This window comes from Mucilaginibacter defluvii, assembly GCF_039543225.1.
GTDB lineage: Bacteria > Bacteroidota > Bacteroidia > Sphingobacteriales > Sphingobacteriaceae > Mucilaginibacter > Mucilaginibacter defluvii.
The window spans coordinates 492955-517077 of sequence record NZ_BAABJI010000001.1 but is presented as its reverse complement, the minus strand read 5'-3'; the positions used below and the strand labels follow the sequence as shown (position 1 = coordinate 517077).

Sequence of the window (24123 nt, the reverse complement as noted above, 5' to 3'; positions counted from 1 at the left end):
TTGATCTATCGTAATATTACAATAAGCAACAAATACAAAGCCATGAATAAAATAGAAGCCAACAATTGGAAAACCTTTAAGGATACCTTATTACAGCATCCGGACCTTGACCTGCAATTCCAATATGCAGAAGGCAAACTGGTAGATCCAGCTTACCATATCACCGAGATCAAACAAGCGCCGATCACTTCCGTGGATTGCGGCGGCGTAATGAATGCCTGGACAGAAATTATCGTACAGCTTTGGGTGCCGGAGGGCGAACAGCAAGAGCGTTCGATGAAAGTAGGCAAAGCTTTATCTATCGTGGATATCGTCGAGAAAATGCTGCCACTGAACCCCAATGGTACAGTAAAGATCGAGTTCGGTAACTCTGAATTTGATACCCGCCAAATGTTCCCCAATGAAATGATCGTGAGTGAAAATGCTTTAATCGTTGACCTGCGCCCGGATGCGGTGCAATGCAAGGCTATTGGTCGCGGCGGCAATTGCGGCACGAATGATAAGGGTGAGGAATGTTGTGCGCCTGCGGTCGTTGAAAAACCAAAAGTACAATTAGTGAACCTGGCTGCACCCGCTGAAGCCTGCTGCACACCGGGCGGGGGCTGCTGTTAAACAACTTCATCATGGAGATCAAAGCTGCGCAACCTTACAAAGCAGAAGTAGTTGAACTTTTAAGTTTGGCCAAACTACCTTATGCAGATCTGCCGGAAACACTGAACAATTTCTTTGTCGCCATTAACGATGGCGAAGTCATCGGGGCCGCCGGAGTGGAGATCTACGGCAGTAATGGTCTACTGCGTTCGGTGGTCATTCACCCCAATTTCCGAAAACAAGGCATCGCCGCTCAACTCTTGCAAAAAATTGAAGCTACAGCCTTAGATCAAAACATGACCAAGCTTTTTCTGCTGACAGAAACAGCTCCTGGTCATTTTGAAAACCATGGCTTTAAACGCGTCAGCCGGGAAGAAGTGCCCGAACCGTTAAAAGCTTCATCCGAATTTTCCCATGTCTGCCCGGTTTCGGCAGTCGTTATGTCAAAACCTCTAATTAAATTATAAATGAAAAACATATTAGTGCTCTGTACAGGAAACAGCTGCCGCAGCCAAATAGCCGAAGGTTACCTGCGTTATTTTGCAGGTGACAAAGCAACTATTTACAGCGCAGGTATCGAAACGCATGGCGTAAACCCCAAAGCCATTGAGATCATGAAGCGTGATGGTATAGATATATCCGGCCATACTTCCAACAATGTAGATGAGTATGCCGATATCCCTTTCGACTACGTGATCACCGTTTGCGATAACGCGAAGGAGAATTGTCCTTACTTCCCAACCAAGGCTATTAAACTGCATCAAAATTTTCCGGACCCGGCCAAAGCTACCGGTACAGATGAACAAATTATGGAGCAGTTTCGCGAAGTGCGGGAAATGATCAGGCAATACGCAAGGAATTTCGTGAACGAAAACCTAAAGGACTAATGAGTATTGACCACTGCGCGCCGACTGTTGAAAGACAACGATTAGGCTTTATTGACCGTTACCTCACCTTGTGGATCTTCCTGGCGATGGCCATTGGTGTTGGCCTTGGTTATTTTTTCCCTTCATCGGCCACTTTTATTAATTCCTTTTCGAGCGGTACCACCAATATCCCGCTGGCCATTGGCCTGATCCTGATGATGTATCCGCCATTGGCCAAAGTGAAATACGAGAACATGGGCGAAGTATTCCGCAATACTAAGGTATTGAGCGCTTCGCTGATCTTGAACTGGATCATCGGTCCGATACTCATGTTTATTCTTGCCATCACACTATTGCGCGACCATCCTGATTATATGATCGGGCTGATATTGATCGGGTTGGCCCGTTGTATCGCGATGGTTGTGGTTTGGAACGAACTCGCTGAGGGCAACCGTGAATATGCCGCCGGCCTGATCGCTTTGAACAGTATTTTCCAGGTGCTGTTATACAGTGTTTATGCTTATATATTCATTACGATCCTGCCGCCCCTATTCGGCTTAAAAGGTCTGGCTGTTAATATTACGATCGCAGAAATTGCCAAGTCGGTCGGCATCTATTTAGGTGTTCCATTTGCAGCGGGCGTGATCAGCCGTTATACGCTCATTAAACTGAAAGGCGAAACATGGTTCAATACCAAATATGTACCCTTCATATCGCCGATAACTTTGATCGCCCTGCTATTCACTATTATCGTCATGTTCAGCTTAAAAGGTGATCTGATTGTAAAAATACCATTCGACGTAGTGCGCATCGCTATCCCATTAGTGATCTATTTTACCATTATGTTTATTGCCAGTTTTTTTATCGGCAAGTCATTCGGTGCCGATTATTCAAGATCGACATCTATTGCCTTTACGGCAACCGGTAACAATTTTGAGCTGGCTATCGCTGTTGCCATCGGCGTGTTCGGCATTAATTCAGGTGAAGCATTTGCCGGTGTGATCGGCCCGCTTGTGGAAGTTCCGGCGCTGATAGCATTAGTGAATTTGGCTTTTTGGTTTAGAACCAAATACTACCCAGCCTGATCCTAAAAAATAAAACGACCGACCGAAAAAAGGGCATTTGATACTTCTCGACCCCATGTTCATCTATACCAAATGCAGGATAGCGTACAAGGCGCTCACTGAGATCAATATCCATAACGCCACACCCTGCACCAAGGGTTTGAATCCTACTGAAGCCAATACCTGGCGAGATAGACCTGCACCGATCAGGAACAGTGTCAAGGTAAGTCCAGCTTTCGCTATCATGACCATGTAGGGGCTGATCAGTTTTACTACCGGCAGATAAGTGTTGGCGATCATTGCCAGAATGAATAACCCGATGAAATAAGGAATAGCTACTTTTTTAGATTGGTTTTTGAACAGAAAGGTCGACAAAAATGAGATCGGCACGATCCACAGCGCCCTGGCTAATTTCACTGTAGTAGCTACCTCTAAAGCGTGTGCGCCGTATTTACTGGCAGCCCCGACAACAGAACTGGTATCATGAATGGCAATGGCACACCATAAACCGAACTGGGTTTGTGATAAGTTGAAGTAATGCCCGACTACCGGGAACACAAACAGCGCGATAGAGTTCAGTATAAACACACAACCTAAAGCGACAGAGATCTGTTTTTCTTCGGCCTTGATCACCGGAGAGATGGCTGCAATGGCGCTGCCACCGCAGATAGCCGTACCGTTTGAGATCAGGTAAGAAGTTTTCGTTTCGATCTTCAGCCATTTGCCGATCAGGAAACCGAACACCAAAGTACTGCTGATCGATGCGATGGTAAACAGCACGCCTTCTTTACCGGCCTGCATGGCGCTATGCACGTTCATACCGAAACCCAACCCCACAACCGATACCTGTAACAACAAGTGTGTAGCCTTATGATTTAAATGCAGGTAAGGGTGACCTGATAATTGTGCAACCGCCAAACCTAATAACAGCGCGATAGCCGGACTGACGAATGGTGTAAGGCACAAGGTCACGCAAATAATAAAGATAAATTTGCGGGTGTTTTCGTTCAGGTGAAGAAATGTATGGGTTTGAGTTAATTGATGTTGGGTATCCATGATCTTTGCTTTTGATACCCCAAAATTCCGTCTTATTTAGTGATGATTTTTATCATAAAAGGCGATGGCCGATAACTACAGGTTATGGTAATTTTGAAACCAGCTGTAATTAAATAGCTGCCCGGTATTAAATGGCGTATGATGGATATGCTCCATACTTCCCGTTAAATGAAAGTGCTCCCGGAAAATGTTTGATAATGAAGCAGGTGAATGACGTTCAACCGCTAATCCGCTGCACTTTTCCGGGCCATCGATACTAAAAGTCCCGATGATAAGTTTTCCATTAGCGTTTAAATATTTAGCTACCGCCGCCACATATTTGATTTGATCTTCTGGTTCGGTAAGAAAATGAAAAGCTGCGCGGTCATGCCAAAGGTCATATTGATCGCCGGTTACAATATTCAGTACATCGCTCACGATCCATTTAATTTCATTGGATTTATCGCCTAATCTCAATTTTGCTCTACCAATGGCTTTAGCGGAAATATCCAAAACGGTGATGTTGGTGTAGCCCAATGCCAGCAGGTGATCGGCCAATAAACTGTCCCCGCCGCCGATGTCGATGATCGCGGCATCCTTGGGAAGGTCAAAACTATTGATGATCGTTAACGAGGTTTACGGTATTGGCTCGTACCAGCTTACTTCGGTCAGTTTTTTCTGAGCATAAACGTTTTCCCAGTGTTCTTTTTTGTTTGCCATTGTTAGGATATAAAGTTTTTGATCGCCTCGCCCAGATCAAATACCTTGGTTTTTGTCCCCAACGCGTTGGCAATGATACTGCTTCCCGCAGCACTGCGGTACCCACCGGCACAATGTACTACGACAGGCTTACTTAAAGGTATATTCGCTAAACATTCCCGAAGCTCGTACAGTGGAATATGGATGGCGTTCCTGAAGACCGGCTGTGTTTTTATTTCTGCTTCATTACGGATATCGACGATAGTATATTGCTCCGGGTGCGCTGCAAAATGCGCCAAATGCAGCTCTGCCATTTGTTCATCGCCACCCGCTACAACGAATGCAGCTTCTATAAAAGCTTCGTAACCGATCTTTGCCGTTTTGCTGATCAATTGCTTTAATTTCTCCTCATTTTCCGCTACCAGGTAAAACACTTCTTCCGGCGCGATGATACTACCCAGCCAAGTCTCGAACTTGCCGCCGTCCTGGATATTGATCGATCCCGGTAGATGCCCCTTTTTAAAATCTGCTTCAGGCCTTGCATCAATAATAAACAGTTTGCTGTTTAACGTAATTGGTTTTTTGACAGGGACATCGGCTAAAGCTGTTTTTAAGCCTATGGCACCATGCTTATTTAAGGCGACATCGTAGGCGAAATACTTGGGTATAAACGGTTGGTCTGCCAATAACTCGCGCACAAATTCCGCTTCGCTAATTTCCTGTAATGACCAGTTACCTGCCTTTTCCGCACCAATGGTACTGCGGTTAGCTTCGCTCAATGCTTTGCCGCATAAGGTACCTGCCCCATGTGCCGGATAAACCCCAACCACATCATCTAAAGTCAACAATTTATCGCGTAGCGAATGATACATTAGTTTAGCCAACTCCTCGCGCTTCGCAGTTAGGTTACCCGCCTGCTCGCGCAGATCGGGCCTGCCGCAATCACCAATAAATAAAGTATCACCTGTAAATACAGCTTTGTCCTTGCCATCATGCTCCAGAACAATGCTGATACTATCTGGCGAATGCCCTGGTGTGTTCAAAGCTTTCAATTTTATTTTACCGAATACGATCTCATCACCATCATCAAATGTTTGATGGGCATATTCCGCGCCCAATAGCTTGGAAGAATAAATGACCGCGCCGGTAACCTGTTGCAATTCCAGATGTCCGCTTACAAAATCCGCATGCGGATGGGTTTCGATCACAGCGATGATGGCAGCACCATGCGTTTGGGCAAAAGACAGGTAGGGCGTAATGTCTCTTGACGGGTCGATCAGCACGATCTTGTTTTCGCATTCGCTTAATACCGCGTAAGAATAATGCGATAGCCCTTTATCTTCAAATTGTTCAATTTTCATATCAATGTGGAAGTTTTTCACGTAATAAACCATAAACCCAGGTACCTGCTATGGCGCTCAACAGGGTAACTGAGGTAACTAAAATGCCGCTGCCGATCTGCGCGAATATGGGGCCTGGGCACGCACCGGTAAGCGCCCAGCCCAATCCGAAGATCAAACCACCATAAACATAGCCCCAGTTAAACTGCTTATCCGGGATGATGATCGCTTCCTGATGGATCGTTTTGATATTGAATCGTTTGATCAACAAGATGGAGATCATGGCGACTACAATAGCACTGCCGATGATGCCATACATGTGGAAGGCTTGCAGGCGGAACATTTCCTGTATGCGGAACCACGATATCACTTCGGATTTGATCAGGATGATACCGAAGCACATCCCGACCAGTAAAAATTTCAGGTTCCTCATAGCTGTAATAAATAAGGTAAGATCAACCAGGTCATTACAAAGCCGCCGATCATAAAGCAACAGGTTGCGACCAGCGAAGGCCATTGCAAAGAGGAAATACCCATAATGGCATGCCCGGATGTGCAGCCCCCTGCATAGCGGGTACCGAAGCCGACCAGGAAACCGCCGACAACGATAAATACAAATCCTTTTAAAGTTGCAAGCCCTTTGAAACCAAAAATATCCTGCGGCAGCAGCCCTGTAAAATCTTTGATGCCTTGTTGCTGTAAAGCGGCGGTAGTTTTAGGGTTGATGGCTACCGGGCCGGGGTTGGATAACAAATGCGCAGCGATGAATCCTCCCAACACTATACCGGCGATAAAAAACAAGTTCCAGGCATCTTTCTTCCAATCAAACTTAAAAAAGGAAACATTTGCAGGAATGCATGCCGCACAGATCTGCCGCAAGGTGGATGAGATGCCGAATGTTTTGTTACCCAATAGCAATAGCGCCGGGACGATGAGGCCTATTAATGGCCCTGCTACATACCAGGGCCAGGGGTGTTTAATGATATTCATAGGAGTTGGTTAAAGTGCTTATTAAAACAAAGATACCCATAGCCAGTACAAACCAGCCAAAGGCCGGTTTCAGGCGCGTATCGCTGATAAACCGCGTAAGGTAACTGCCGAGAATGATACCGGCAATGGCGAAACCCGAAAAGATGGCTAAGAACGAATAATTGATGGCTACATGCCCGGTGATATCACCCAATACCCCCAATAGCGAGCTGATGGCCATCACCATGAGCGAGGTGCCTATAGCTTTTTTCATCGGCAGACCGGCGAATAATACCAGTGAAGGGATGATCAAAAAGCCACCGCCAACCCCCACAAAACCAGTGATGAGGCCAACCGCTATGGCCTGTAAGATAAGCCTTCGGTAATTGATCTCAATTGATGCAAGTTCGATTCCTTTTGTCCGTTGTAGCATGGAAACTGATGCGGCCAGCATCAACCCGGCAAATATCAGCATCAGCAGCATACTTTTGGTTAACGCCCAATGGCCGAGGGTAAATAAATGAACTGGCATGATCGGCATTACCCATCGCCGCATTATAAATACCGCCGTTAATGAGGGTAAACCGAATAAGAATGCCGTTTTCACATCTACATTGCCCTTTTGATAATGGCTGGCCGCACCTGCGGTGCTTGCGAGCCCAACTACAAATAAAGAATATGTGGTGGCCAATACCGGATCAATAGCAAAAAAACAAACGAGAATAGGTACGGTTAAGATAGAGCCACCACCGCCTATCAAACCGAGGGATAAACCAATTAAAACCGAAGCTGCGTAACCTGCTATTTCCAAAATCTGATGATTGATGGAACAAAGCTATCCGCTTTAAGCCCGGTAATTAGTGACTTATGTTACACAGGGAAATTTAAAGTGATCTTATTGCGGGAAAGAATGATCATTTCCTTCTTTTCCATCTGTTTAAGCAGGCGTGAGATCACTTCGCGCGTAGTGCCTAACTCTTCTGCCAGTTGCTGGTGCGTGAGCTGAAACTCATGGGAATTAAATACCGCAGCCTTCTTCTTCAGCAGTTCAACAATGCGGTCGTCCAGTTTTTGAAAGGCCACTTCGTTAATTACCGTGAGTAATTCCTCAAAACGCTGGTGGTAAAGCTTAAAGATAAAATCGGCCCATTCGGGATAGCTCTTTATCCATTCGCTGGCTTTGGTAATGGGCAACATCAGTACATCGGCATCCTCTTCCACCTCCAGGTGTACTTTCGAGGTATCTTCATGTATCCCGGCCAGGAATGACATGATGCAGCTTTCGCCGGGCTTAATGTAATAAAGTAATATTTCGCGGCCATCCTCATCCTGCCGCATCACCCGCATACTGCCGGATAAAAGCACCGGCAACGAACGCACATAACTGTTTGACGACATCAGCACCGTACCGGCAGGCAACTGCTTACGCTGGCTATTTGCCTCTAATTCTAATTGCAACGCAGGGCCAAACTGTATCATTGAGTAAATTTAGCAGTCTTAAGATCTATTACCTAATACTGCTTCTTCAAATGCTAATACTAAAACCCGGTTGCATGGCCTGATGAAATACGATCCCTCGTTTTTCAAAGTGCTTACTATAGGTCTCGTAGCGTTGTTTTAAAAAGAATTCCTTGGCGTAGCCATCGTGCACCGGTAGTACGGCCTTGGGTTTAATATGATCAGCAAACTCCGCTACCGCTATCTCTGTCGTAAACGGAGCCATAACAGGCAGTATTAATAATTCAGGCTGTTGAAATTCATCATCATAAGTGCCAAAAGAATCCGCAGGATTTAAGACCCTGCCATCGATCAAGTAGGCCTGCATATCAGGCAATGGACTATCAAGAATATTTTCATGTTTTACATTGATCGCCTGCAAAGCAAAAGGACCGATATCGAACAACCCGGCCTCAACCAAGTTATAAGATAGCCCGGACTCTTTTAATTCTTTAGCGACTTCTTTGTTGGTATAAATCTTAGCGCCGCTTAATTTAACGATGGCTTTCAGTTGTTCCACGTCCAGGTGGTCGGGATGACTATGGGTAATGATGACAGCATTGACTTTAATAAATTGCTCCACTTTTACTAAGTCCTCGGCAAATGTAAACTTACCGGGATCGAATAATAACTGAAAACCGTCTTTTTCCAGTAGTAGGCAAGAGTGGATATATTTAGATATTTTCATAGCATTTGAATATGATAAATAAACCCTCAAATGATGGGAAAGTTTCCAGCCCAACCAAGCTATCAGATCCTATTGCCGTAAAGAGATCTATTATGGTAAACAGACATCACGATAACTAAATATTATCGAACATTTTTTTTGACCAATTTGATACATCTCTTATAAAAAGCTGCCTGTTCCTTTCACTTCCTGCTGGATATGCTGTAATTAGAATTTTAGACGAGGGAAAATCAGCATCGACGGCAGCTTTGCAGATAACGGGAGCAATACGCTTCATTAGAATAATAACATGATCAGGTTGAAGCGAACGCATGCGATCTGCCAACTGCCGGGCAGCATAACCCGTTGGTTTAGTCAATATTTCTTTACCCAAAGGATAAAGGTGATCCAAGACGCATCCGGACTTGTTAAAAAAGTCAAGAAAGTCGTCAGCAGAACTAAATTTACCAAAAGCCTGTTCAAAGGCCGTGCGCATTGCCCGGAATAAATTGGTGTTCTTTAAATAAAAATGTTTATCGATAGAACCAGGCGCTTCAGCAATAAACATGATGATGACTTTATTTCTCTTTTCAGTCATATCAGAGGCTTATAGGCTCTTATAGCTTTTAGCGAATCGCATAAATATTTCTGCTAACGATGAAGGTTGACCGTGTGGCAGGATAAAATAAAATGGACGCTCTATAGTCAGATCTTTGATATCAATGATCCTGCATTCGTTGTATTTTAGTTCTTTTAATATCGACTGCACAGATACAAATGCAAAACATTTGCTGTGTAGCAAATAAGACTTTATACTTTCCGTGCCGCCTAACTGCATCTCGATATTCAGATCTGATAACTTAATATTGAAAGGCTTTAAAGCGTGAGCAATGACGTCCAAAGTCCCTGAACCTGGTTCACGTAGTAATAAGGGTAAATCTTTTAATTCTTCCGGTTTAATGCTGTCCTTTTTAAAAGTATTTGAGGCGCTACAGATCAGCACCAGTTCATCACTCAAAAATTCCTGATAGCTGAGTTGCGGATTACGCAGGATGCCCTCTACTATACCCAGATCGATCTCTTTGTTTAACAATGCCAGTTCCACCTGCTCAGTATTACCGGGCACCAGGTTCACTTGTACGTCTCTAAACTTTTCGTGGAACCGGGCTAATACCGGGGGGATCACGTATTGCGCAACCGTATTACTGCCACCGATACGCAACGTACCCGAATGTTTTTTGATCAGCAGGTTCATATCAAAGTCCAGCTCGTTGTAAACAGCGGCCAGTCTATCCGCATAAGCCAGCAACATTTCGCCAGCAGGTGTGAGCGATATTTTTTTATTCCCGCTACGTTCTATCAGCGTCGTTTTGAACTGTTCCTCCAGTTCTTTGATATGCTTGGTTACCGCAGGCTGGCTGATATACAACTCAGCAGAAGCTTTAGTAAAGTTCAGCCTCTTGGCCACTGTATGAAAAACCTGTAATCGAAAATCGAACATACTGATAAATGTTATTAGCTAAGTCGGAAAAATAACAACAAAAATGGGAAAGTAGCTGCTGCCAAGGCGATGACTGATACAGCTATATTTATAACCTTGTTGCCAATTATTATTGCTTGGTCATCAAATTGATAATGTACATAACGTTGAATAGTTTTCATGATCTCTTTGCTTATAACTCAAAGATCAATCATAACACCAAGTCATTTTCATCGTCAAAACAGATGGTTGATAGCCTAAGGTTATGAAAAACAGCTCAAGCATATAAGGCAAAAACAGGCTGATTCTGTCGTTCAGTTCATGTTAGGGTTTTAAATATGAGCTTTATTCCCAGCCCCATTTCTTAAATATCACATGGCCATCGACACTTTGCAAGAACTGAATGAACTGTTTGGCTTGCGTAGCCTGTTTGGTATTGGATGTAAGTGCTACCGGCGTACCACGATATAAGCGTGATGCCAAAGACAATTCCACAACTTGCGTAACATCCTTCAAATTATTGTGCCACGATGCGTAGGTGATCCAGGCATCATAGCTTTTGTCTTTCTTCCAGGCCTCGATGCCCAGCGCGGTATTGGCGTAGGAACCGCCGATGTTTTTTTGTATCGCGCCGATCAGGTTTTCTTTACCGGCGATATCTTCCCACAAGCCCAACTGCCCGGCTCCGTTCACGTCCAGCACTTTTATACCGGGTTTGGCAAGATCTTTTAAACTTGTGATCTGTTTTGGATTCCCCGACCTTACCAATATGGCCGCGCGTCTTTTATAAAGTTCCACACGTGTGGCTGCATCAACCATTCCCGGATGGGTTTGCATGAACTGCGTAAGCATATATTCCGCACCGCCGTAGATCACATCGCCGTCTGCCTGCGCTTGTGAAAGCCACTTCGGTTCCGGGCCACCGGTTACTTTTACAGGAATACCTGTTTTAGCGGTGAATGCTTTAGCGCAATCCTGCATGGCTGAAAGCGGGCCGCCGGGTCCGTAAATGTGAAGGGTGTCTTTTTGGGCGAAGGCCACAGCTACATTGGCCATGAGAACTATGATAATGATCGATCTTTTCATATTGTTATTTTGTTATAAAACCATATTTCCGGTAAATTGATTTGGCTACCGGGCTTACTAAAAAGTCCATAAAATCCTGCGCAGCCTGCGCGTGCGGCGCGGCCTTTAATTGTCCGGCCACATAAGTGGCGCTGATGTTATCTTTCTCAGGGATCTCCACCATATCTGCCGGGTAACCGATCATTTTCTGATAATAGGCTTCGGTGTACCATACCGGTGCAGCATCACTCTGTTGATACATAATGCGCATTGGCGTTTGCCTGTGGTGTATCTGGGTTAGAAAAGTTTTGCCGTTTTTAACCTTGGTATCCATGATCGTATTTTTTAAGGTTTCACCGCCCACTTTTACATAAGCTTCCTCTATACGTTTACCAATTCCTTCCCACTCCGGATTGGGCATGCTTACACGCACATCGTTACGCCCAAGGTCTTTCAATCCCTTCACTTTTTTAGGATTACCCTTTTGCACCATAATAGCTAAACGGTTGTAGGCATAAGGTGCGGTCTTGCTGAAATATTCCGGCATCTGATCGATCCGGCTTTTTCCTGCAGTGTAAACATCGGGTTTCAAGGTGATACGCATGTTCCCAATAACAATGCTGCCACCTATGATCTGCTTAGCCAGTATGCCCGGTGGCAAGGTTTCGGCAAATACACGCTGGTATTGCGGGTATTGTTTTTTGAACGCGGCCAGCAGGTCGTCTATACACATGAACTGATTTCCGGCAAAGAATACCACCAGTTGCGGGTCGTTAATGTCGCCGAACAGATCGGGTACATTGTCGACTCCCGGGACGGTAAATTGCACCTTGCTTTCAGGCGGGGTATTCCAGGGTGGATCAAATCGGTGATCCTGTGCTTTTACCTGGCTACTCAAGGCTGTTATTGCTGTTATTGCAAATGTTATTTTTTGAAGATATTTCATGATGGTTTATATAAATTGAATGAGGATGCTTATTAGGGATGTACAGTAGCCCAGCCTTCGTATTGGCGGATGATGATCTCACCGTTGCCGCTCGGCACATAGGAGATGAATGGAAACAGGTCGGCTTTGTCAATTTTCCTTTCCTTGATCGTGTTATCGCACTGTGCCAGCACCACTCCCTTTGCCTGTAGGTCCTTTAAAGTTTGCTCATAGGCGCTACTTTTCATGTAAACAGCCACGCCGTCACCAAAAGCGATCAGTTCAACATGGAGTTTACCTTTTAGTCTTGGATCTTCCAGCGCGTTATTGATGTTCCTTAACGTCCCCTTGATCTTTTTATCATCGCCGGAATTGATGATGTAAAGCGCATCGTAATGCTTGAGCTTTGCGGTTGCGCCCGTAAAGGCGGCGGGATCGGTTTGTTGTGCTTTAACAGTTTTTGTGAAAGCGGTCAGCGCGAAGGCTGCTAAAATGATGATGTACTTTTTCATGGTTCTTATTTTATGATTTGATGATTGATGCTTGTTTTTGTGCGTCTTTGATGGGTTTGAACGGCCCGTATTTATGCTGCTTCTCGCTGAACTGGTCGGCGTAAGGCCCGAACGGGAAATCGATCGGTTTCTTTTTCAGGTCTTTCCAGTCATGTTGCTGATCCTTATGAGGGCGCGGCTGGGAGTTAACAAAGGCGCCAACGTTCCAGGCCTCTTCATCTGTTAATTGCGGACTATGATATGAAGCGCCATATGGCATATTGTTTTTCACAAAACCTGCAAAATTGGTCAGCCTGTACATGCCTGCGCCATCGTTATAGCTGTGCTTTCCCCATAACGGCGGATTGGCGTAGGTTTTTTTATCGGCGTTAAGCAGGCCCTCGCCATTAGCACCATGGCAGCTTTGGCATTTCATCATAAACACTTCCTTGCCCTTGGCCGGGTCTGCTGCCTGGTCCATGAATGCCAGCTTTTCTGTTGCATTTCCAAATAGTTTCTGACCTTTCTTTACGTCCTTGCCGATCCACTTCATGTAAGCCAACATGGCCTGGATCTCTTTACTGGATGGGTTAGGTACTTTACCGGCCAAACTACGCTCGAAGCATTCAGCGATGCGTTCTTCAGGCTGCTCCACCCTGCCACTCCTGTTGCTCAGTTTTGGATAACTAGCAATAAAGCTGGCATAATTATTACCGAAAAGGCGTGACCCGGCATCAAGGTGGCAGTTCTGACAATTCATCCCGTTAGTGATCTTCGCGATGCTGCCTTGAGGGCCAAAATATCTGGCGGTATGTGCTACAAGCTCCCTGCCATATTTGATCATCTCGCCATCTTTACCGGCAGGTATCGTATTATCATTTGGAGCTTTCCATGCATCAGCCGGAATAGGGCGTGGTGTCGTACCGGCAGAGGCTTCGGTAGATGGAATGGTAACTGGTTGGTCGGATCTGCCATTTATCTTCTGGGAATCCTTACCAGGTAAATGACCAGTTGGTACTATCAATGTCACGATCACCACTATTATACAAACCGCAAACAAAACACTTACGGTAATTAAGGCCTTTGATACTTTTACCAAGGCTTTGGTCACTTCTCTATTTTCGTCTTGCTGTTTCATTTTGTTTGTTGGTTGATACATCAAAAGTACAAGCGAAAAAGGCTGAAGTTATATCACAAAATTTGATGATTGATAACCTGTGGTTATGGTATCTTAACAAATGAACATTTTAGAAACAGTTGGGTTTTACCATAAAAGATCGATCATGAATAAAAAAGTCTATACACGTTTCCTGATCATGCTTGCGCTGTCATTCATGATCATGTATGCCGTTATGTATCTTAATGTGTATGAGTGGGATCATATTTATCTTAACCTGACCAGATTTTACATGACCTTACTGATGATCTGCCCGATGGCTGTTCTAATGTTGATGATGATGCGCAATATGTATACCGATCGAAAGAAGAATTTTTTGATCATGGTATTCAGTATTGTCATTTTCGGCACTGCCTTATGGGGCGTAAGACTTCAAATCGCTGTGGGCGATATCCAGTGGATGAAGGGCATGATACCGCATCACTCTATAGCGGTCCTGACCAGTAAAAACGCCGAACTCAAAGACCCGGAGGTGCGCAAACTGGCGGATAGTATTGTTAAGGCACAGCAGGCAGAGATCATACAAATGAAGAAGATGATCGAAAGGCTTGAGCGATAGTTCAGAAAGAATTACTTCTGATAATGGTCTTCAATAGCCTGCCCAATAATATTGGCGGACTCTTGCGAGATATCACCGTTAACAATACTCCATGAATTATCACCATTATTTATAAGTGTGATCGTTCCGCTATCTGTCTCCACGGCAAATGTTTCGTCCTGGTGCGTCACTTTATATTGCTGATCGGAACCGCCAGGTATCGTAGCGGATACCATAAATTCAGAATGTATTCCCATGTTTATTTAACCATAAAGCATAGAAATTGTTCCACAAGGAGTTTATCAGGTATTGGGTAAAAGATACCAAAGCAGCAACCCGCTGACCAGTACTATCGCAACGGTCAGCAAAAGCGATAAGGCGAACGAAGGAAAGTAGGTATTTCTAAGCAATTGTTTTTCAATACGTCGATACCTGAAATAACTTAACAAGGCCATCAGGGCACCGATAGCGACGAGTATGATCCCGATGGTCGCGGAAAAGCCCTTCCCTGGCAGAACGATCTTGTCAGTAATAACGAGGGATAATTGCTTGACGAACAAGCTGAATTTTACGACTACAAACCCAAAACCCATTAAAGCGATACTTGTCCTGATCCAGGCCAAAAAGGTGCGTTCATTGGCCAGATGATCACCGGGATTGATCTTTTCTTTGTTCGTGTTTGCGCTTGGTATTTCCATAAGATCTAAGCAATTGAAAAGCTGATTTGTTGGCAACCGGTCGAGATTGCCTGTTCAAACAAAATGCACTGCCGATCCTTAATTATTTAACACTCCAATCAAAATCGGTCAATTATGGATAAGGCGCAAAATAACGGAACGAACAATAACGGACGACGTGCTTTCCTGAAAGGGACAGTTCCCGTCATGGCAACCGCAATCATTCCGGGAATCGCTTCAGCGAGTAACGCAGATAAAGGATCTGAACCATCCTTCCCGGGCCTAATCATCAGGGAAAAGGAACCGGTCAATTTTGAATTCCCTTTTCCGATGCTTTCAGAAGCCATTACACCAAACAATCAGTTTTTTATACGCACTCATTTCCCAATCCCGAAGCTACAGGCGAAAGAGTGGAAAATGACGATCGGTGGGCATGTTAATAAAGAGATCACGCTCACCTATGATGAGTTACGTGCTTTGCCCGCAAAAAAAGTGATGGCGACATTGGAGTGCGCCGGAAATGGGCGCGCCAATTTGGCCCCAAAGGTAAAAGGCTTGTTGTGGGAACAGGGTGCCGTAGGGAATGCAGAATGGACAGGTGTGCCACTTGCTGTGTTACTTGAAAAGGCTGGGATAAAAGAGGGAGCAGTCGAGATCATCTTGGAAGGAGCAGATAAAGGTGAAGTTTCGGAAGAACCCAAGTCTCCCGGTGCTATCCACTTCGCCAGAAGTCTACCGCTTACTAAAGCGATGCAGGCGGAGGTGATCCTTGCCTATCAAATGAACGGAAAGGACCTTAGCCCTGAGCATGGGTACCCCGTAAGGGCGATCATCCCGGGCTGGTATGGTATGGCTTCAGTGAAATGGTTAACCAAGATATTAGCTGTAAATAAGCCGTTTGAAGGTTATTGGCAAACCCTGGAATATGCATATTGGAAACGCACTGATGAACAGCCGACACTGACCGCAGTTACCGAAGTACAGGTAAAAGCAGAGATCGCCAGACCAGCGCTAAGCGAAGTGATCCCTGCAGGTAAAATATACCGGGTGCATGGTGCGGCCTGGTGCGGCGAAAGCGAAATCGTAAAGGTAGAGCTTAGCTTCGATGAAGGTAAAACTTGGCAACCGGCAAAGTTATTAGGCAAGTCAGTTAGGTTTGCATGGCGGCTTTGGGAATACAACTGGGAGGTTCCGCTGGGACAACAGCGGCATAAGCTAATGTCGAGAGCAACCGATAGTAATGGAATTACACAGCCTATGCAGCATGATAAAGACCGAAGAACTTATATGGTAAACAAGATCGTAACGGTTGAAGTGGAAGCGCAATAGAATATTGCCAGGTAAATACCCAATGATCTTCTCTAAACATAAATAATTCCAATAAAAATTCCATTTATCTTATTCACCACAAACGCAAAGATAGCCCACCGCCGGGACAAAAAGTCAAGGCTATACAAGCGTGGCGCGGTTGTCCGCTTTCAGCGGTTGCGCCCCGGCCCTGACATTTTACCCGGCTAGCGCTTTTGGTTGCTTAAGTAATGAATAAAGAATGGTGAGTTCAATAGCATGGCCGCCAATCACACCAGCACTTAATGTCCCTATGTTTTAATCATGGTAACAATTGGCTACTATTTGCCGGTTTTTCTTATTTTTGTTAGTATCATTTGATATTGAATGCTATTGTCTTTGCTCAGAAAAAATTCGGGAGTACAGTAGTTGAAAATTGGTAAAATACTGAATAACAGCACATAAATGGACAGGGTTACGGAGCCGTCCATTCCGCTTAGAGAGCCGAAAGGCTTTGTAAAAACGCTTAGATTTCTGGTCTGAGCGTTTTTTTTTGCTAAAAAAACGCATTTCTCCTCAAGGTTTATGACTCGGCCAGAGACCTATTCGGTGACTGGTTCAGAAGGCCTAATTTAGTCATCAAATCAATCATCAACTAATTGCAATACAGTCACTTGCGATCACAAATTAATGCTCAAAACGTCTCAATTTACCGCAAATTTCAGGATAACAAAACGGTTCGAATAAATTCTTGGAGCGCATGATATCAAATGGGTTGCGGTTCCGATTAGTCCGAGGGATCTAGTCCCGTCAAAAATCATGAAAAACGGGACTTTAGTGACTATTTCGGTGACCTATTTTTCCCTTATAAAAGGTCACCGATAATGAGGTTAATTGATTGGTTTTAAATAGCTTGAACAAGTAAAAATTGGCTGCGAAAAAGAATTTCTCGTCCAAGAAAATTTTCAGGTATTTTAAATTCAATCAAATGAAAAATGCACAGAAGTTTTCAGTCCCTGATATGGGCTGATAAAAGAAAAAAAGATTCACAGGGTATGCTACCCTTGTACGCAAGAATTACCTATCTCAGCAAACGTGCAGAGATTTCGCCTGGCAGAAAGGTCGATCCCAGAAAATGGGATGCTGAAACCGGCTACCTCCGGGGGCAACGGTTCTGAAGATTGAGACGTTAACACACAAATTATGGAGGCAACGAACGAAATAAGGCGTGTCTTTGACGACCTGAAAAGAAATAACGACTTGATTACCGCGGACAAGATTAAACAAAAGTATACTGGGGAGGGTGAAATACACCGGATGCTGCTGGAAGTATTTAATGAACATAATGCAAAGCTGGAGATACTGCTCGACAAAGATTTTGTAAAAGCGACACTGACCAAATACAGAACCGTCCGCAGAAAGACAGCTGAATACATTGCATGGCGTTATAAAAAGCGGCCCCCTATCTGGAATCCATCGATTACTCTTTTGTTACCGATTTCGAAACCTCACCTTCGTCAATGAAATTAAAGCAATCACTGATGCCCGGGGGGCGGCGGTGCGGGCGGTCGACCATGAAAGAGTTGTCATGTATTGGCATATCGGTAAGCGAATATTTGATGAGGACAGCATGGTGCAAACCGTGCGGAGTACGGAACTCAACTGATCCGATTCCTGGCAGAACAGCTACAACCACAATTCGGACGAGGTTACTCTGCTCGAAATCTTAATCTATTTCGCCAGTTTTATAGAGGATTTCCAATTGTTCAGACACTGTCTGCACAATTGAGCTGGTCACATTATTCCAGACTAATGACAGTATCAAACACAGAAAGCGAGAGTTCTATCAGCTGGAAACCATCAAAAACAACTGGTCCTTTCGTCAAATGGAGCGGCAGATCAATAGTCAGCTTTATGAAAGGCTTTTACTGAGTTTAGATAAGGAAAAGGTTCTTTCAGTCGCCAGAAACGAGCAGCGCCCTTAAAAGCCAGAGGATATAGTAAAGGACCCTATGATCCTGGAATTTTTAGGGTTGAAAACAGAAACATCTTATTATGAAAAGGATCTTGAAGTGCGCTAATAACCCACCTTCAGGAGTCCATGCTGGAACTTAGTAATGGATTCTCTTTTGTAGCCAGGCAAAAGCGTATTCATCTGGACGGCGATGACTTCTTCGTCGATCTGGTTTTCTACAACAGATTACTACAATGCTTTGTGATCATAGAAATTAAAACCCACAAGATCACCCATCAGGACATCGGACAATTACAAATGTATGTAAATTATTACGACCGCATTGAACGGCTATCTCATGAGACATCAACGGTTGGCAGTTAAAAAGCTTAAAAAAAGCAGTAAAGGACAAAAATCATGATTTTGGCAGGAAAATCTGATATTAAGTCGGATTATGGTTTATTGTCATTTTAAGAAATAAAAACATCCATCATATTGTTGTTCCATGAATAATTTAATTTCTAATTAAAACATTTTAAAAACATACAATGTTCCACAACAAATCGGAATAATATGAACCAGCAAGGAAACCAAGCCGGGCCAAGCAGTGCCGGCCCGGAAAAACAGAAAGGGTTAAAAGAAACTCATCAAACCGAAGAGGAGATTATTAATGGGGCAAATAATGATGAGCAATTAGAAAAATTAAAAGAATCGCCGGCATCTGACCCAAAAGGCGATCAGGAAGATTCCACAGAATAAATAAATCAACACATAAACAATTATCTACGTTATGAAAAACAACACCTACAACACACGCCGCTCGTTTTTAAGTAAATCTGTTAAAGGTGCCGCTATACTGGGCACGGCGGCAACTTTTTTTAGTTCTGTTTTAAATCCTTTCGCTGCATTAGCAGATAAAGCTGATTATGCCGATCCGGCAGCTGCGCGTATCCTCGCTTTAGGAACAGCATCATTACAAACCAGCCAGCTTGCGCTTACTAAGGCATCAAACGCTCAGGTTAAATTGTTCGCGAAGTTTGAAGCGGCCGAACAACAAACCATGGGCATGATATTAAAAGAAATGGGCGTTACTGCAACACCTGATGCCGAAGGAAAAGCTTTGCTTGCTAGCTTGCAAAAGCTAAGCGGCGCCGCGTTTGATAAAGCATTTATGCAGGGCCAGGTAACCACCCATCTAAAATTAAAGGATGCGGTTACCGCGTATAAAAACTCCAGCAGTGATGTGCATGTAAAGCATCTTACAAGCCTTGCATTGGCAACCATACAGGAGCATACCGAACGCGGGCGATTGCTGCTCTCGCAGTTGAAATAACAAACAGAGAACGATTGCCTGATCAGAAGATTTGTTCCATCAATCATATTATTTAGGCATACAGTAAAAAGAGTATTCAGTAAATACTCTTTTTACTGTATCAATATCAGTTTTGTAACTAACAGGATAGGCGAATAATCCTAACCTTTAAACCTATTCTATAAACTATAAAAAATGATGACATGACCGGAGTATCTGCATGGGCGGCTACTGCTGCCGAACAATTTAAAAAAAGTAATGAACCTGTTTTTACCATAACTGTAAAAGATTTTTTCTTTGACGTTCAAAAATCAACCGATTCTCTTTGGATAGTAGTTACATGGCCCGGTGGTGCCAATATGGCTTTTCGTACCGCTTATTCACCTGATAACATCATTCTTGATAAAACAGAGGAAACAGAAAATGGGGTTAACCTGCAACTGCATTCTTCAGCCGGTAAATTCAATGTTGAACTATCTTTTTTAAAAGGTGATGCTCCTTTACTGCATTATACGGTGACCTTTACACCTGGCAGGGAATTATTTGTGCCTTTTTGGCCTCGTGATGTTTTTGTTCCTGAAGATAAGAAAGGCTCGGAGGGAGTAATTTATGTTTCGCAAACCGGCGGTCGGTCCGGACTTATCTATGCCGGTTATACAAAACCTAAAGCGGGTTCATTTTTATACTTTCAAAACCTTACCGCGCTGGCTGATTATAATAATGATACCGAAACATCAGCATCAGGTGTGGTTGGCGGACGGTGGCCTGAACTGGGTTTGAGCTTACCCGCAGCCTTAAATAAACCACTACAGGCTAAAAAGAAGTATGTAATATCTGATGCCTGGGTTCATTTAACTACTGACATTGGGGAAAACCAATTTGAGATTTCAAAAGGTTTTTTAAATGCTTTAGGGCAGGTATACCCCTATCTGCCTAAACCGGAAACCCCTTACCACGACTATCCGGACATTTTGCAGAAAGCTTTACACGATCTGCAAAACAACAAAGGATGCTGGTCGCACCGTAGCGGGCACCCTTATTTAAATGCCTATGTATGCGATTATAATACCCCGCCGGAGATTATGGTACAGTTAGCAGTACTATTACCTGTTCAGGAATATATAAAATGGAGCGGCGAAAAACATCCGTTGGAAGAAGACATACGAGGCGGGTTACCTGCATTTTTTGATCAGAAATTGGGCACGGTCATGCGCTGGCTACCGTCTGAAGAGCATATGCTCGATCAATCTGAAGAGCAAAAGGTTCCTAAAATAATGGACTCCTGGTACCTGCACCACCCACTGTTAAACTTAGCACGAATGGCCTTGGCCGGCGATAAGATGGCTAAAGATTTATTGCTCCCATCAGTTGAATACGCTATAAAAATAGCTAAGCATTTTGACTATAAGTGGCCGGTGTTTTATAACATTGAAACGCTGGAAACCATAAAGGCTGAGGCTAAGGAGGGTGAAGGCGGTGAGAAAGATGTTGCCGGTTTGTATGCTCATGTTATGTTGCAGGTATGGGAGTTGACTAAAGACGACAAGTACTTTAAAGAAGCCGAAAAAGCTGCCGAATCGCTCACGCAATGGGGCTTTGAAGTATTTTACCAGGCAAACAATACGGTTTTCGCTGCCAAAGCCATGATAAGGCTTTATAAAGAAACCGGTAAAGAACTTTATCATGATTTAAGTTATTTGCTCATTGCCAATGTATTTAAAAACATGGCGATTTGGGATTGCAATTATGGTTACAGTAAAAACTTTTCTACATTTTTTGCTTTATACCCACTTAATGAAGCGCCTTACACAGCAGTGTATGAAGAGGTTGAAGCATTCGCCGGCTTTCATGAATTTTTAACCTATTCGTACGGATTAAAAATATTGCCATCTGTTTCGCTGCTGCTGGCCGAGTTTATTAAATACATGATAGCCCGAGCCGTATTCTACTATCCGCCGATGTTACCTAAGGAGATGATCAGCCAGGACGTTAAGACCGGTGAAGTAGATCCTGATTTATGGGTAGCACTTGAAGATATACATGATGGCTGGGAACAATCCGGCGCTGTTGGTCAGGAAGTCTACGGTGCAGGCTTGGCTTTTGGCATCGTTCCGCGGCATTATTTCAGGATACCAGAGCAAAACTTCCTGGTATTTATTGATTATCCTACCGCAAATCCTATCATTAAAGGTAACACACTGCACTTCAATTTATTGGGCAGCGAGCAGCTTAGCTGCCGTTTGTGCATCATAAATACGGACAATCAGAAACTGCCAGCGTTCAAAGTATTGACAGGCAATGCCAATGATCAGCAAGAGATTGAAAGTAAAAAAAGCAAAAAAGGCCTGCATGAATTTGAACTGCATGGCAATCAAAAAGTAATTATTTCATGGACCGATTAAGTAACGAAACTTATGAATAACCAAACATCAGTAAACAACGGCTCTTTAACATCACTTAAAGAAAAAAACATCATTATAACCGGGGGCACGACAGGTATAGGCAGGGCCACCGCTTTATTGCTGGCTAACCGGGGTGCCAATGTATTGATTACCGGGCTCGATGAAAATCATTTAAAGGATACCCTTAGTGATGCCGAAAGCAAAGGCATTATTTTAAAAGGGATTATTACTGATATGGCTACAGAGCAGGGCATTAACGAGTTATTTGCAGAAGCCTATAAACATTTTAGCCGCCTGGATATACTGATCAACAACGCGGCACTTGCTTTTCAGGGTGTGAGCGATGGTGAGTATAAAGACTGGCATCAAATTATCAATACCAATATTACGGGATACATCGCCTGCACGCATCATGCCATCAAAAGAATGCAGCAAGAAAAAAGCGGCCACATTATAAATGTAGGTTCCATGAGTGCTGATGTACGCGAGAAAGACAGTTCAGTTTACGTGGCTACCAAGGCTGCTATACAGGGCTTTTCAGAAAGTGTACGCAAAGAGGTAAATGAGCTGGGCATCAAAGTAACTTTGATTGAACCCGGTGCTACAGGCACTGATATGCAGCCGGTATCTGTGCCCGATCAGCAACAGAAAATCGAAGACCTTGAAATGCTTAGAGCCGAAGACATAGCGGCATCCATATTCTATGCCCTATCGCAACCAATGCGTTGCGATGTGGTAGAAATTAAAGTGAAGCCCCATTTGCAAATAATTTAAAATTGATTATTCGGAATGGGAAAGCTCCGGGCAGAGATTCAGCACTTTTACAGCCAGCCAAAGCAAATGCGTATGCTGTTGCTAACCAATATGGCTTACGCGTTCGCATTGCCTGTTATTGAGCTTTTCATCGGCGCATACATCATTCGCAAATCAAATGATGTAAGCTTGGTAATGGTGTATCAGTTAGCGCAAGGCACGGGTATACCTATCACTTTTGCAATCAATGGTTTCCTGCTGCGCCGCTTCCCTATCTCCCGGCTTTACGCCCTTGGCATGATTGTAAGCGGTGTAGATATGGCGGTGATGATGCTTTTTAATGATATCAACATGCTTGGCGTAGCGGTTATAGGCTTCATCATGGGTTTGTCCTACGGCTTTTTCTGGGCAAACCGTGTGTTTTTAGCGTTAACTACTACAACAGATTACAACAGAAATTACTATTACGGGCTGGAAACGTTCTTTTTCACAATTGCATCTATCGTAATGCCATTGGTGGCTGGTTATTTTATAGCCGCTACACAAAAACTTGGTTGGCTGGGCGGCAGTTTAAACAGCGCCTATCATATCCTAACGGCACTGGTTATTTTGTTAACCCTTATAGCATCTTATATTACGGGTAAGGGCAATTTCGTTAACCCGCCTAATGCCCGTTTTCTGTATTTTCAATTTCATCGGCTTTGGGATAAAATGCTTGCGCTTGCAGCGCTTAAAGGCGTTGCTCAAGGTTTTATAATTGCTGCCCCGGTAATGCTTATTATGCGTTTGGTAGGTGCAGAAGGTTCAGTTGGTTCTATCCAGTCAAGCGGGTCGCTTCTATCGGCAATAATGTTGTATTTACTTGGACGTATGGCAAAGCCGGAGCACCGCTTAAAAATATTTACTGTCGGGCTTGGCTTATTTGTCATAGGTTCAGCAATTAATATGTTCAGGTTTGATGCTTTGGGGGCCATTATTTTTGTTGTATGCCTGGTGTTTGCCCGTCCCTTGCTTGATCTGGCTTACTTCCCAATCCAGTTAGGTGTAATTGAATGTGTGGCCGCTAAAGAAAAACGTAATCAATTTGCTTACATCTTCAGCCATGAAGCAGGGCTATATGTTGGCCGCCTTTTCGGCTGCCTGCTATTCATTTTTACAGCCAGGTATGCAGGCGAAGACACTGCCTTACGATACGCTTTGTTAGCGGTAGCCATAGTACAATTTTTCTCGGTGTTTGTTGCACGATCCATTTTAAAAGATGGAGAATGGTGTGAGGCTTCCCGAGTATCGCCTATTGCATCAAACGCCTTAAAAGAACCAGCAGAATTATAGCC

32 protein-coding genes are annotated in these 24123 nt (G+C 44.0%); 15 read left to right on the top strand and 17 right to left on the bottom strand.

Going from position 1 to position 24123, the window contains the following annotated elements; genetic code table 11:
- The first annotated feature begins 42 nt into the window (after window positions 1-42).
- From ABD960_RS02270 to arsB, 4 genes are read left to right on the top strand one after another with little or no spacing between them, the layout of a single operon-like run.
- Window positions 43-612 carry a DUF6428 family protein gene (locus ABD960_RS02270; protein WP_117392392.1) on the top strand — a complete coding sequence of 190 codons (570 nt, stop codon included), beginning with the start codon at window positions 43-45 and terminating at the stop codon, window positions 610-612.
- A gap of 11 nt (window positions 613-623) precedes the next feature.
- Window positions 624-1058 carry an arsenic resistance N-acetyltransferase ArsN2 gene (gene arsN2 / locus ABD960_RS02265; RefSeq protein WP_117392393.1) on the top strand — a complete coding sequence of 145 codons (435 nt, stop codon included), beginning with the start codon at window positions 624-626 and terminating at the stop codon, window positions 1056-1058.
- Window positions 1059-1478, top strand: coding sequence for an arsenate reductase ArsC (locus ABD960_RS02260; protein ID WP_117392394.1), 420 nt, complete (start codon window positions 1059-1061; stop codon window positions 1476-1478).
- Window positions 1478-2542, top strand: a complete 1065-nt coding sequence (gene arsB / locus ABD960_RS02255; protein WP_117392395.1) for an ACR3 family arsenite efflux transporter — start codon at window positions 1478-1480, stop codon at window positions 2540-2542. Before ABD960_RS02260 ends, arsB begins: the two co-directional genes overlap by 1 nt.
- A gap of 63 nt (window positions 2543-2605) precedes the next feature.
- Here the strand turns inward: arsB and ABD960_RS02250 are convergent, their stop codons facing one another.
- From ABD960_RS02250 to ABD960_RS02180, 15 genes are all read right to left on the bottom strand, one after another.
- Window positions 2606-3577 carry a YeiH family protein gene (locus tag ABD960_RS02250; protein ID WP_117392396.1) on the bottom strand — a complete coding sequence of 324 codons (972 nt, stop codon included), beginning with the start codon at window positions 3575-3577 and terminating at the stop codon, window positions 2606-2608.
- A gap of 75 nt (window positions 3578-3652) precedes the next feature.
- A complete protein-coding gene (locus ABD960_RS02245) occupies window positions 3653-4177 on the bottom strand; it encodes a class I SAM-dependent methyltransferase (protein ID WP_262512204.1) in 525 nt (174 codons plus the stop codon).
- 101 nt (window positions 4178-4278) lie between these two features.
- Window positions 4279-5616 (bottom strand): MBL fold metallo-hydrolase, encoded by a 1338-nt coding sequence (locus ABD960_RS02240; protein ID WP_117392397.1) that lies wholly within the window; start codon window positions 5614-5616, stop codon window positions 4279-4281.
- Window position 5617: 1 nt separating this feature from the next.
- Complete coding sequence (locus tag ABD960_RS02235; protein WP_199502029.1) at window positions 5618-6028, bottom strand: DUF6691 family protein; 411 nt, start codon at window positions 6026-6028, stop codon at window positions 5618-5620.
- Complete coding sequence (locus ABD960_RS02230; RefSeq protein ID WP_117392399.1) at window positions 6025-6585, bottom strand: YeeE/YedE family protein; 561 nt, start codon at window positions 6583-6585, stop codon at window positions 6025-6027. Before ABD960_RS02230 ends, ABD960_RS02235 begins: the two co-directional genes overlap by 4 nt.
- On the bottom strand, window positions 6572-7375 hold the full coding sequence (locus ABD960_RS02225) for a sulfite exporter TauE/SafE family protein (RefSeq protein ID WP_117392400.1): 804 nt from the start codon (window positions 7373-7375) through the stop codon (window positions 6572-6574). Before ABD960_RS02225 ends, ABD960_RS02230 begins: the two co-directional genes overlap by 14 nt.
- Window positions 7376-7434: 59 nt before the next feature.
- Entirely contained in the window at window positions 7435-8043 is a 609-nt protein-coding gene (locus ABD960_RS02220) for a Crp/Fnr family transcriptional regulator (protein WP_117392401.1), read from the bottom strand.
- Window positions 8044-8089: 46 nt separating this feature from the next.
- Window positions 8090-8749 carry an MBL fold metallo-hydrolase gene (locus ABD960_RS02215; protein ID WP_117392402.1) on the bottom strand — a complete coding sequence of 220 codons (660 nt, stop codon included), beginning with the start codon at window positions 8747-8749 and terminating at the stop codon, window positions 8090-8092.
- A 115-nt stretch (window positions 8750-8864) separates the two neighbouring features.
- Window positions 8865-9326 (bottom strand): hypothetical protein, encoded by a 462-nt coding sequence (locus ABD960_RS02210; RefSeq protein WP_117392403.1) that lies wholly within the window; start codon window positions 9324-9326, stop codon window positions 8865-8867.
- 9 nt (window positions 9327-9335) lie between these two features.
- A complete protein-coding gene (locus tag ABD960_RS02205) occupies window positions 9336-10229 on the bottom strand; it encodes a LysR family transcriptional regulator (RefSeq protein ID WP_117392404.1) in 894 nt (297 codons plus the stop codon).
- 14 nt (window positions 10230-10243) lie between these two features.
- Window positions 10244-10390 (bottom strand): hypothetical protein, encoded by a 147-nt coding sequence (locus tag ABD960_RS02200; protein WP_157541623.1) that lies wholly within the window; start codon window positions 10388-10390, stop codon window positions 10244-10246.
- Window positions 10391-10553: 163 nt separating this feature from the next.
- Window positions 10554-11294 (bottom strand): substrate-binding domain-containing protein, encoded by a 741-nt coding sequence (locus tag ABD960_RS02195; RefSeq protein ID WP_117392405.1) that lies wholly within the window; start codon window positions 11292-11294, stop codon window positions 10554-10556.
- Between the two features lie 4 nt (window positions 11295-11298).
- A complete protein-coding gene (locus tag ABD960_RS02190) occupies window positions 11299-12219 on the bottom strand; it encodes a molybdate ABC transporter substrate-binding protein (protein WP_157541625.1) in 921 nt (306 codons plus the stop codon).
- 32 nt (window positions 12220-12251) lie between these two features.
- Window positions 12252-12710 (bottom strand): DsrE family protein, encoded by a 459-nt coding sequence (locus tag ABD960_RS02185; protein WP_117392407.1) that lies wholly within the window; start codon window positions 12708-12710, stop codon window positions 12252-12254.
- A 10-nt stretch (window positions 12711-12720) separates the two neighbouring features.
- On the bottom strand, window positions 12721-13827 hold the full coding sequence (locus ABD960_RS02180; protein ID WP_117392771.1) for a c-type cytochrome: 1107 nt from the start codon (window positions 13825-13827) through the stop codon (window positions 12721-12723).
- 145 nt (window positions 13828-13972) lie between these two features.
- Here ABD960_RS02180 and ABD960_RS02175 point away from each other — a divergent pair, with 145 nt between their 5' ends.
- Window positions 13973-14425: a DUF305 domain-containing protein gene (locus ABD960_RS02175; protein WP_157541629.1), complete on the top strand. Its 453-nt coding sequence runs from the start codon at window positions 13973-13975 to the stop codon at window positions 14423-14425.
- 11 nt (window positions 14426-14436) lie between these two features.
- Here the strand turns inward: ABD960_RS02175 and ABD960_RS02170 are convergent, their stop codons facing one another.
- Together ABD960_RS02170 and ABD960_RS02165 are read right to left on the bottom strand one after the other, a co-directional pair.
- A complete protein-coding gene (locus ABD960_RS02170; protein ID WP_117392408.1) occupies window positions 14437-14661 on the bottom strand; it encodes a hypothetical protein in 225 nt (74 codons plus the stop codon).
- Between the two features lie 45 nt (window positions 14662-14706).
- Entirely contained in the window at window positions 14707-15102 is a 396-nt protein-coding gene (locus ABD960_RS02165) for a YidH family protein (protein ID WP_117392409.1), read from the bottom strand.
- 114 nt (window positions 15103-15216) lie between these two features.
- Here ABD960_RS02165 and ABD960_RS02160 point away from each other — a divergent pair, with 114 nt between their 5' ends.
- From ABD960_RS02160 to ABD960_RS02120, 10 genes are all read left to right on the top strand, one after another.
- Entirely contained in the window at window positions 15217-16410 is a 1194-nt protein-coding gene (locus tag ABD960_RS02160) for a sulfite oxidase (protein WP_199502030.1), read from the top strand.
- Between the two features lie 953 nt (window positions 16411-17363).
- Entirely contained in the window at window positions 17364-17546 is a 183-nt protein-coding gene (locus tag ABD960_RS20960) for an Arm DNA-binding domain-containing protein (protein ID WP_425563465.1), read from the top strand.
- Between the two features lie 25 nt (window positions 17547-17571).
- Window positions 17572-17892 carry a hypothetical protein gene (locus tag ABD960_RS02155; protein ID WP_345329270.1) on the top strand — a complete coding sequence of 107 codons (321 nt, stop codon included), beginning with the start codon at window positions 17572-17574 and terminating at the stop codon, window positions 17890-17892.
- Window positions 17893-18030: 138 nt separating this feature from the next.
- Window positions 18031-18300 (top strand): DUF1016 N-terminal domain-containing protein, encoded by a 270-nt coding sequence (locus ABD960_RS02150; RefSeq protein ID WP_345330075.1) that lies wholly within the window; start codon window positions 18031-18033, stop codon window positions 18298-18300.
- 148 nt (window positions 18301-18448) lie between these two features.
- The gene (locus tag ABD960_RS02145) at window positions 18449-18706 is read left to right on the top strand and encodes a PDDEXK nuclease domain-containing protein (protein ID WP_345330074.1); all 258 of its coding nucleotides are present in this window, start codon (window positions 18449-18451) and stop codon (window positions 18704-18706) included.
- Window positions 18707-18895: 189 nt separating this feature from the next.
- Window positions 18896-19081, top strand: a complete 186-nt coding sequence (locus ABD960_RS02140; RefSeq protein WP_345329269.1) for a hypothetical protein — start codon at window positions 18896-18898, stop codon at window positions 19079-19081.
- Window positions 19082-19112: 31 nt separating this feature from the next.
- A complete protein-coding gene (locus ABD960_RS02135; protein WP_345329268.1) occupies window positions 19113-19655 on the top strand; it encodes a DUF4142 domain-containing protein in 543 nt (180 codons plus the stop codon).
- Window positions 19656-19837: 182 nt separating this feature from the next.
- The gene (locus ABD960_RS02130) at window positions 19838-22036 is read left to right on the top strand and encodes a hypothetical protein (protein WP_345329267.1); all 2199 of its coding nucleotides are present in this window, start codon (window positions 19838-19840) and stop codon (window positions 22034-22036) included.
- 12 nt (window positions 22037-22048) lie between these two features.
- On the top strand, window positions 22049-22810 hold the full coding sequence (locus tag ABD960_RS02125) for an SDR family oxidoreductase (RefSeq protein WP_345329266.1): 762 nt from the start codon (window positions 22049-22051) through the stop codon (window positions 22808-22810).
- Window positions 22811-22825: 15 nt separating this feature from the next.
- Window positions 22826-24121 (top strand): MFS transporter, encoded by a 1296-nt coding sequence (locus ABD960_RS02120; protein WP_345329265.1) that lies wholly within the window; start codon window positions 22826-22828, stop codon window positions 24119-24121.
- Window positions 24122-24123: the final 2 nt, after the last annotated feature.

Coding starts and splice junctions, on each gene's coding strand:
- ABD960_RS02140 (WP_345329269.1), top strand. CDS start 18,896: ATGAACCAGCAAGGAAACCAAGCCGGGCCAAGCAGTGCCGGCCCGGAA.
- ABD960_RS02165 (WP_117392409.1), bottom strand. CDS start 15,102: ATGGAAATACCAAGCGCAAACACGAACAAAGAAAAGATCAATCCCGGT.
- ABD960_RS02235 (WP_199502029.1), bottom strand. CDS start 6,028: ATGAGGAACCTGAAATTTTTACTGGTCGGGATGTGCTTCGGTATCATC.
- ABD960_RS02250 (WP_117392396.1), bottom strand. CDS start 3,577: ATGGATACCCAACATCAATTAACTCAAACCCATACATTTCTTCACCTG.
- ABD960_RS02135 (WP_345329268.1), top strand. CDS start 19,113: ATGAAAAACAACACCTACAACACACGCCGCTCGTTTTTAAGTAAATCT.
- ABD960_RS02240 (WP_117392397.1), bottom strand. CDS start 5,616: ATGAAAATTGAACAATTTGAAGATAAAGGGCTATCGCATTATTCTTAC.
- ABD960_RS02260 (WP_117392394.1), top strand. CDS start 1,059: ATGAAAAACATATTAGTGCTCTGTACAGGAAACAGCTGCCGCAGCCAA.
- ABD960_RS02195 (WP_117392405.1), bottom strand. CDS start 11,294: ATGAAAAGATCGATCATTATCATAGTTCTCATGGCCAATGTAGCTGTG.
- ABD960_RS02180 (WP_117392771.1), bottom strand. CDS start 13,827: ATGAAACAGCAAGACGAAAATAGAGAAGTGACCAAAGCCTTGGTAAAA.
- arsN2 (WP_117392393.1), top strand. CDS start 624: ATGGAGATCAAAGCTGCGCAACCTTACAAAGCAGAAGTAGTTGAACTT.
- ABD960_RS02200 (WP_157541623.1), bottom strand. CDS start 10,390: ATGAAAACTATTCAACGTTATGTACATTATCAATTTGATGACCAAGCA.
- ABD960_RS02160 (WP_199502030.1), top strand. CDS start 15,217: ATGGATAAGGCGCAAAATAACGGAACGAACAATAACGGACGACGTGCT.
- ABD960_RS02185 (WP_117392407.1), bottom strand. CDS start 12,710: ATGAAAAAGTACATCATCATTTTAGCAGCCTTCGCGCTGACCGCTTTC.
- ABD960_RS02190 (WP_157541625.1), bottom strand. CDS start 12,219: ATGAAATATCTTCAAAAAATAACATTTGCAATAACAGCAATAACAGCC.
- ABD960_RS02120 (WP_345329265.1), top strand. CDS start 22,826: ATGGGAAAGCTCCGGGCAGAGATTCAGCACTTTTACAGCCAGCCAAAG.
- ABD960_RS02175 (WP_157541629.1), top strand. CDS start 13,973: ATGAATAAAAAAGTCTATACACGTTTCCTGATCATGCTTGCGCTGTCA.
- ABD960_RS02215 (WP_117392402.1), bottom strand. CDS start 8,749: ATGAAAATATCTAAATATATCCACTCTTGCCTACTACTGGAAAAAGAC.
- ABD960_RS20960 (WP_425563465.1), top strand. CDS start 17,364: ATGCACAGAAGTTTTCAGTCCCTGATATGGGCTGATAAAAGAAAAAAA.
- ABD960_RS02125 (WP_345329266.1), top strand. CDS start 22,049: ATGAATAACCAAACATCAGTAAACAACGGCTCTTTAACATCACTTAAA.
- arsB (WP_117392395.1), top strand. CDS start 1,478: ATGAGTATTGACCACTGCGCGCCGACTGTTGAAAGACAACGATTAGGC.
- ABD960_RS02230 (WP_117392399.1), bottom strand. CDS start 6,585: ATGAATATCATTAAACACCCCTGGCCCTGGTATGTAGCAGGGCCATTA.
- ABD960_RS02210 (WP_117392403.1), bottom strand. CDS start 9,326: ATGACTGAAAAGAGAAATAAAGTCATCATCATGTTTATTGCTGAAGCG.
- ABD960_RS02130 (WP_345329267.1), top strand. CDS start 19,838: ATGACCGGAGTATCTGCATGGGCGGCTACTGCTGCCGAACAATTTAAA.
- ABD960_RS02205 (WP_117392404.1), bottom strand. CDS start 10,229: ATGTTCGATTTTCGATTACAGGTTTTTCATACAGTGGCCAAGAGGCTG.
- ABD960_RS02170 (WP_117392408.1), bottom strand. CDS start 14,661: ATGGGAATACATTCTGAATTTATGGTATCCGCTACGATACCTGGCGGT.
- ABD960_RS02270 (WP_117392392.1), top strand. CDS start 43: ATGAATAAAATAGAAGCCAACAATTGGAAAACCTTTAAGGATACCTTA.
- ABD960_RS02220 (WP_117392401.1), bottom strand. CDS start 8,043: ATGATACAGTTTGGCCCTGCGTTGCAATTAGAATTAGAGGCAAATAGC.
- ABD960_RS02155 (WP_345329270.1), top strand. CDS start 17,572: ATGGAGGCAACGAACGAAATAAGGCGTGTCTTTGACGACCTGAAAAGA.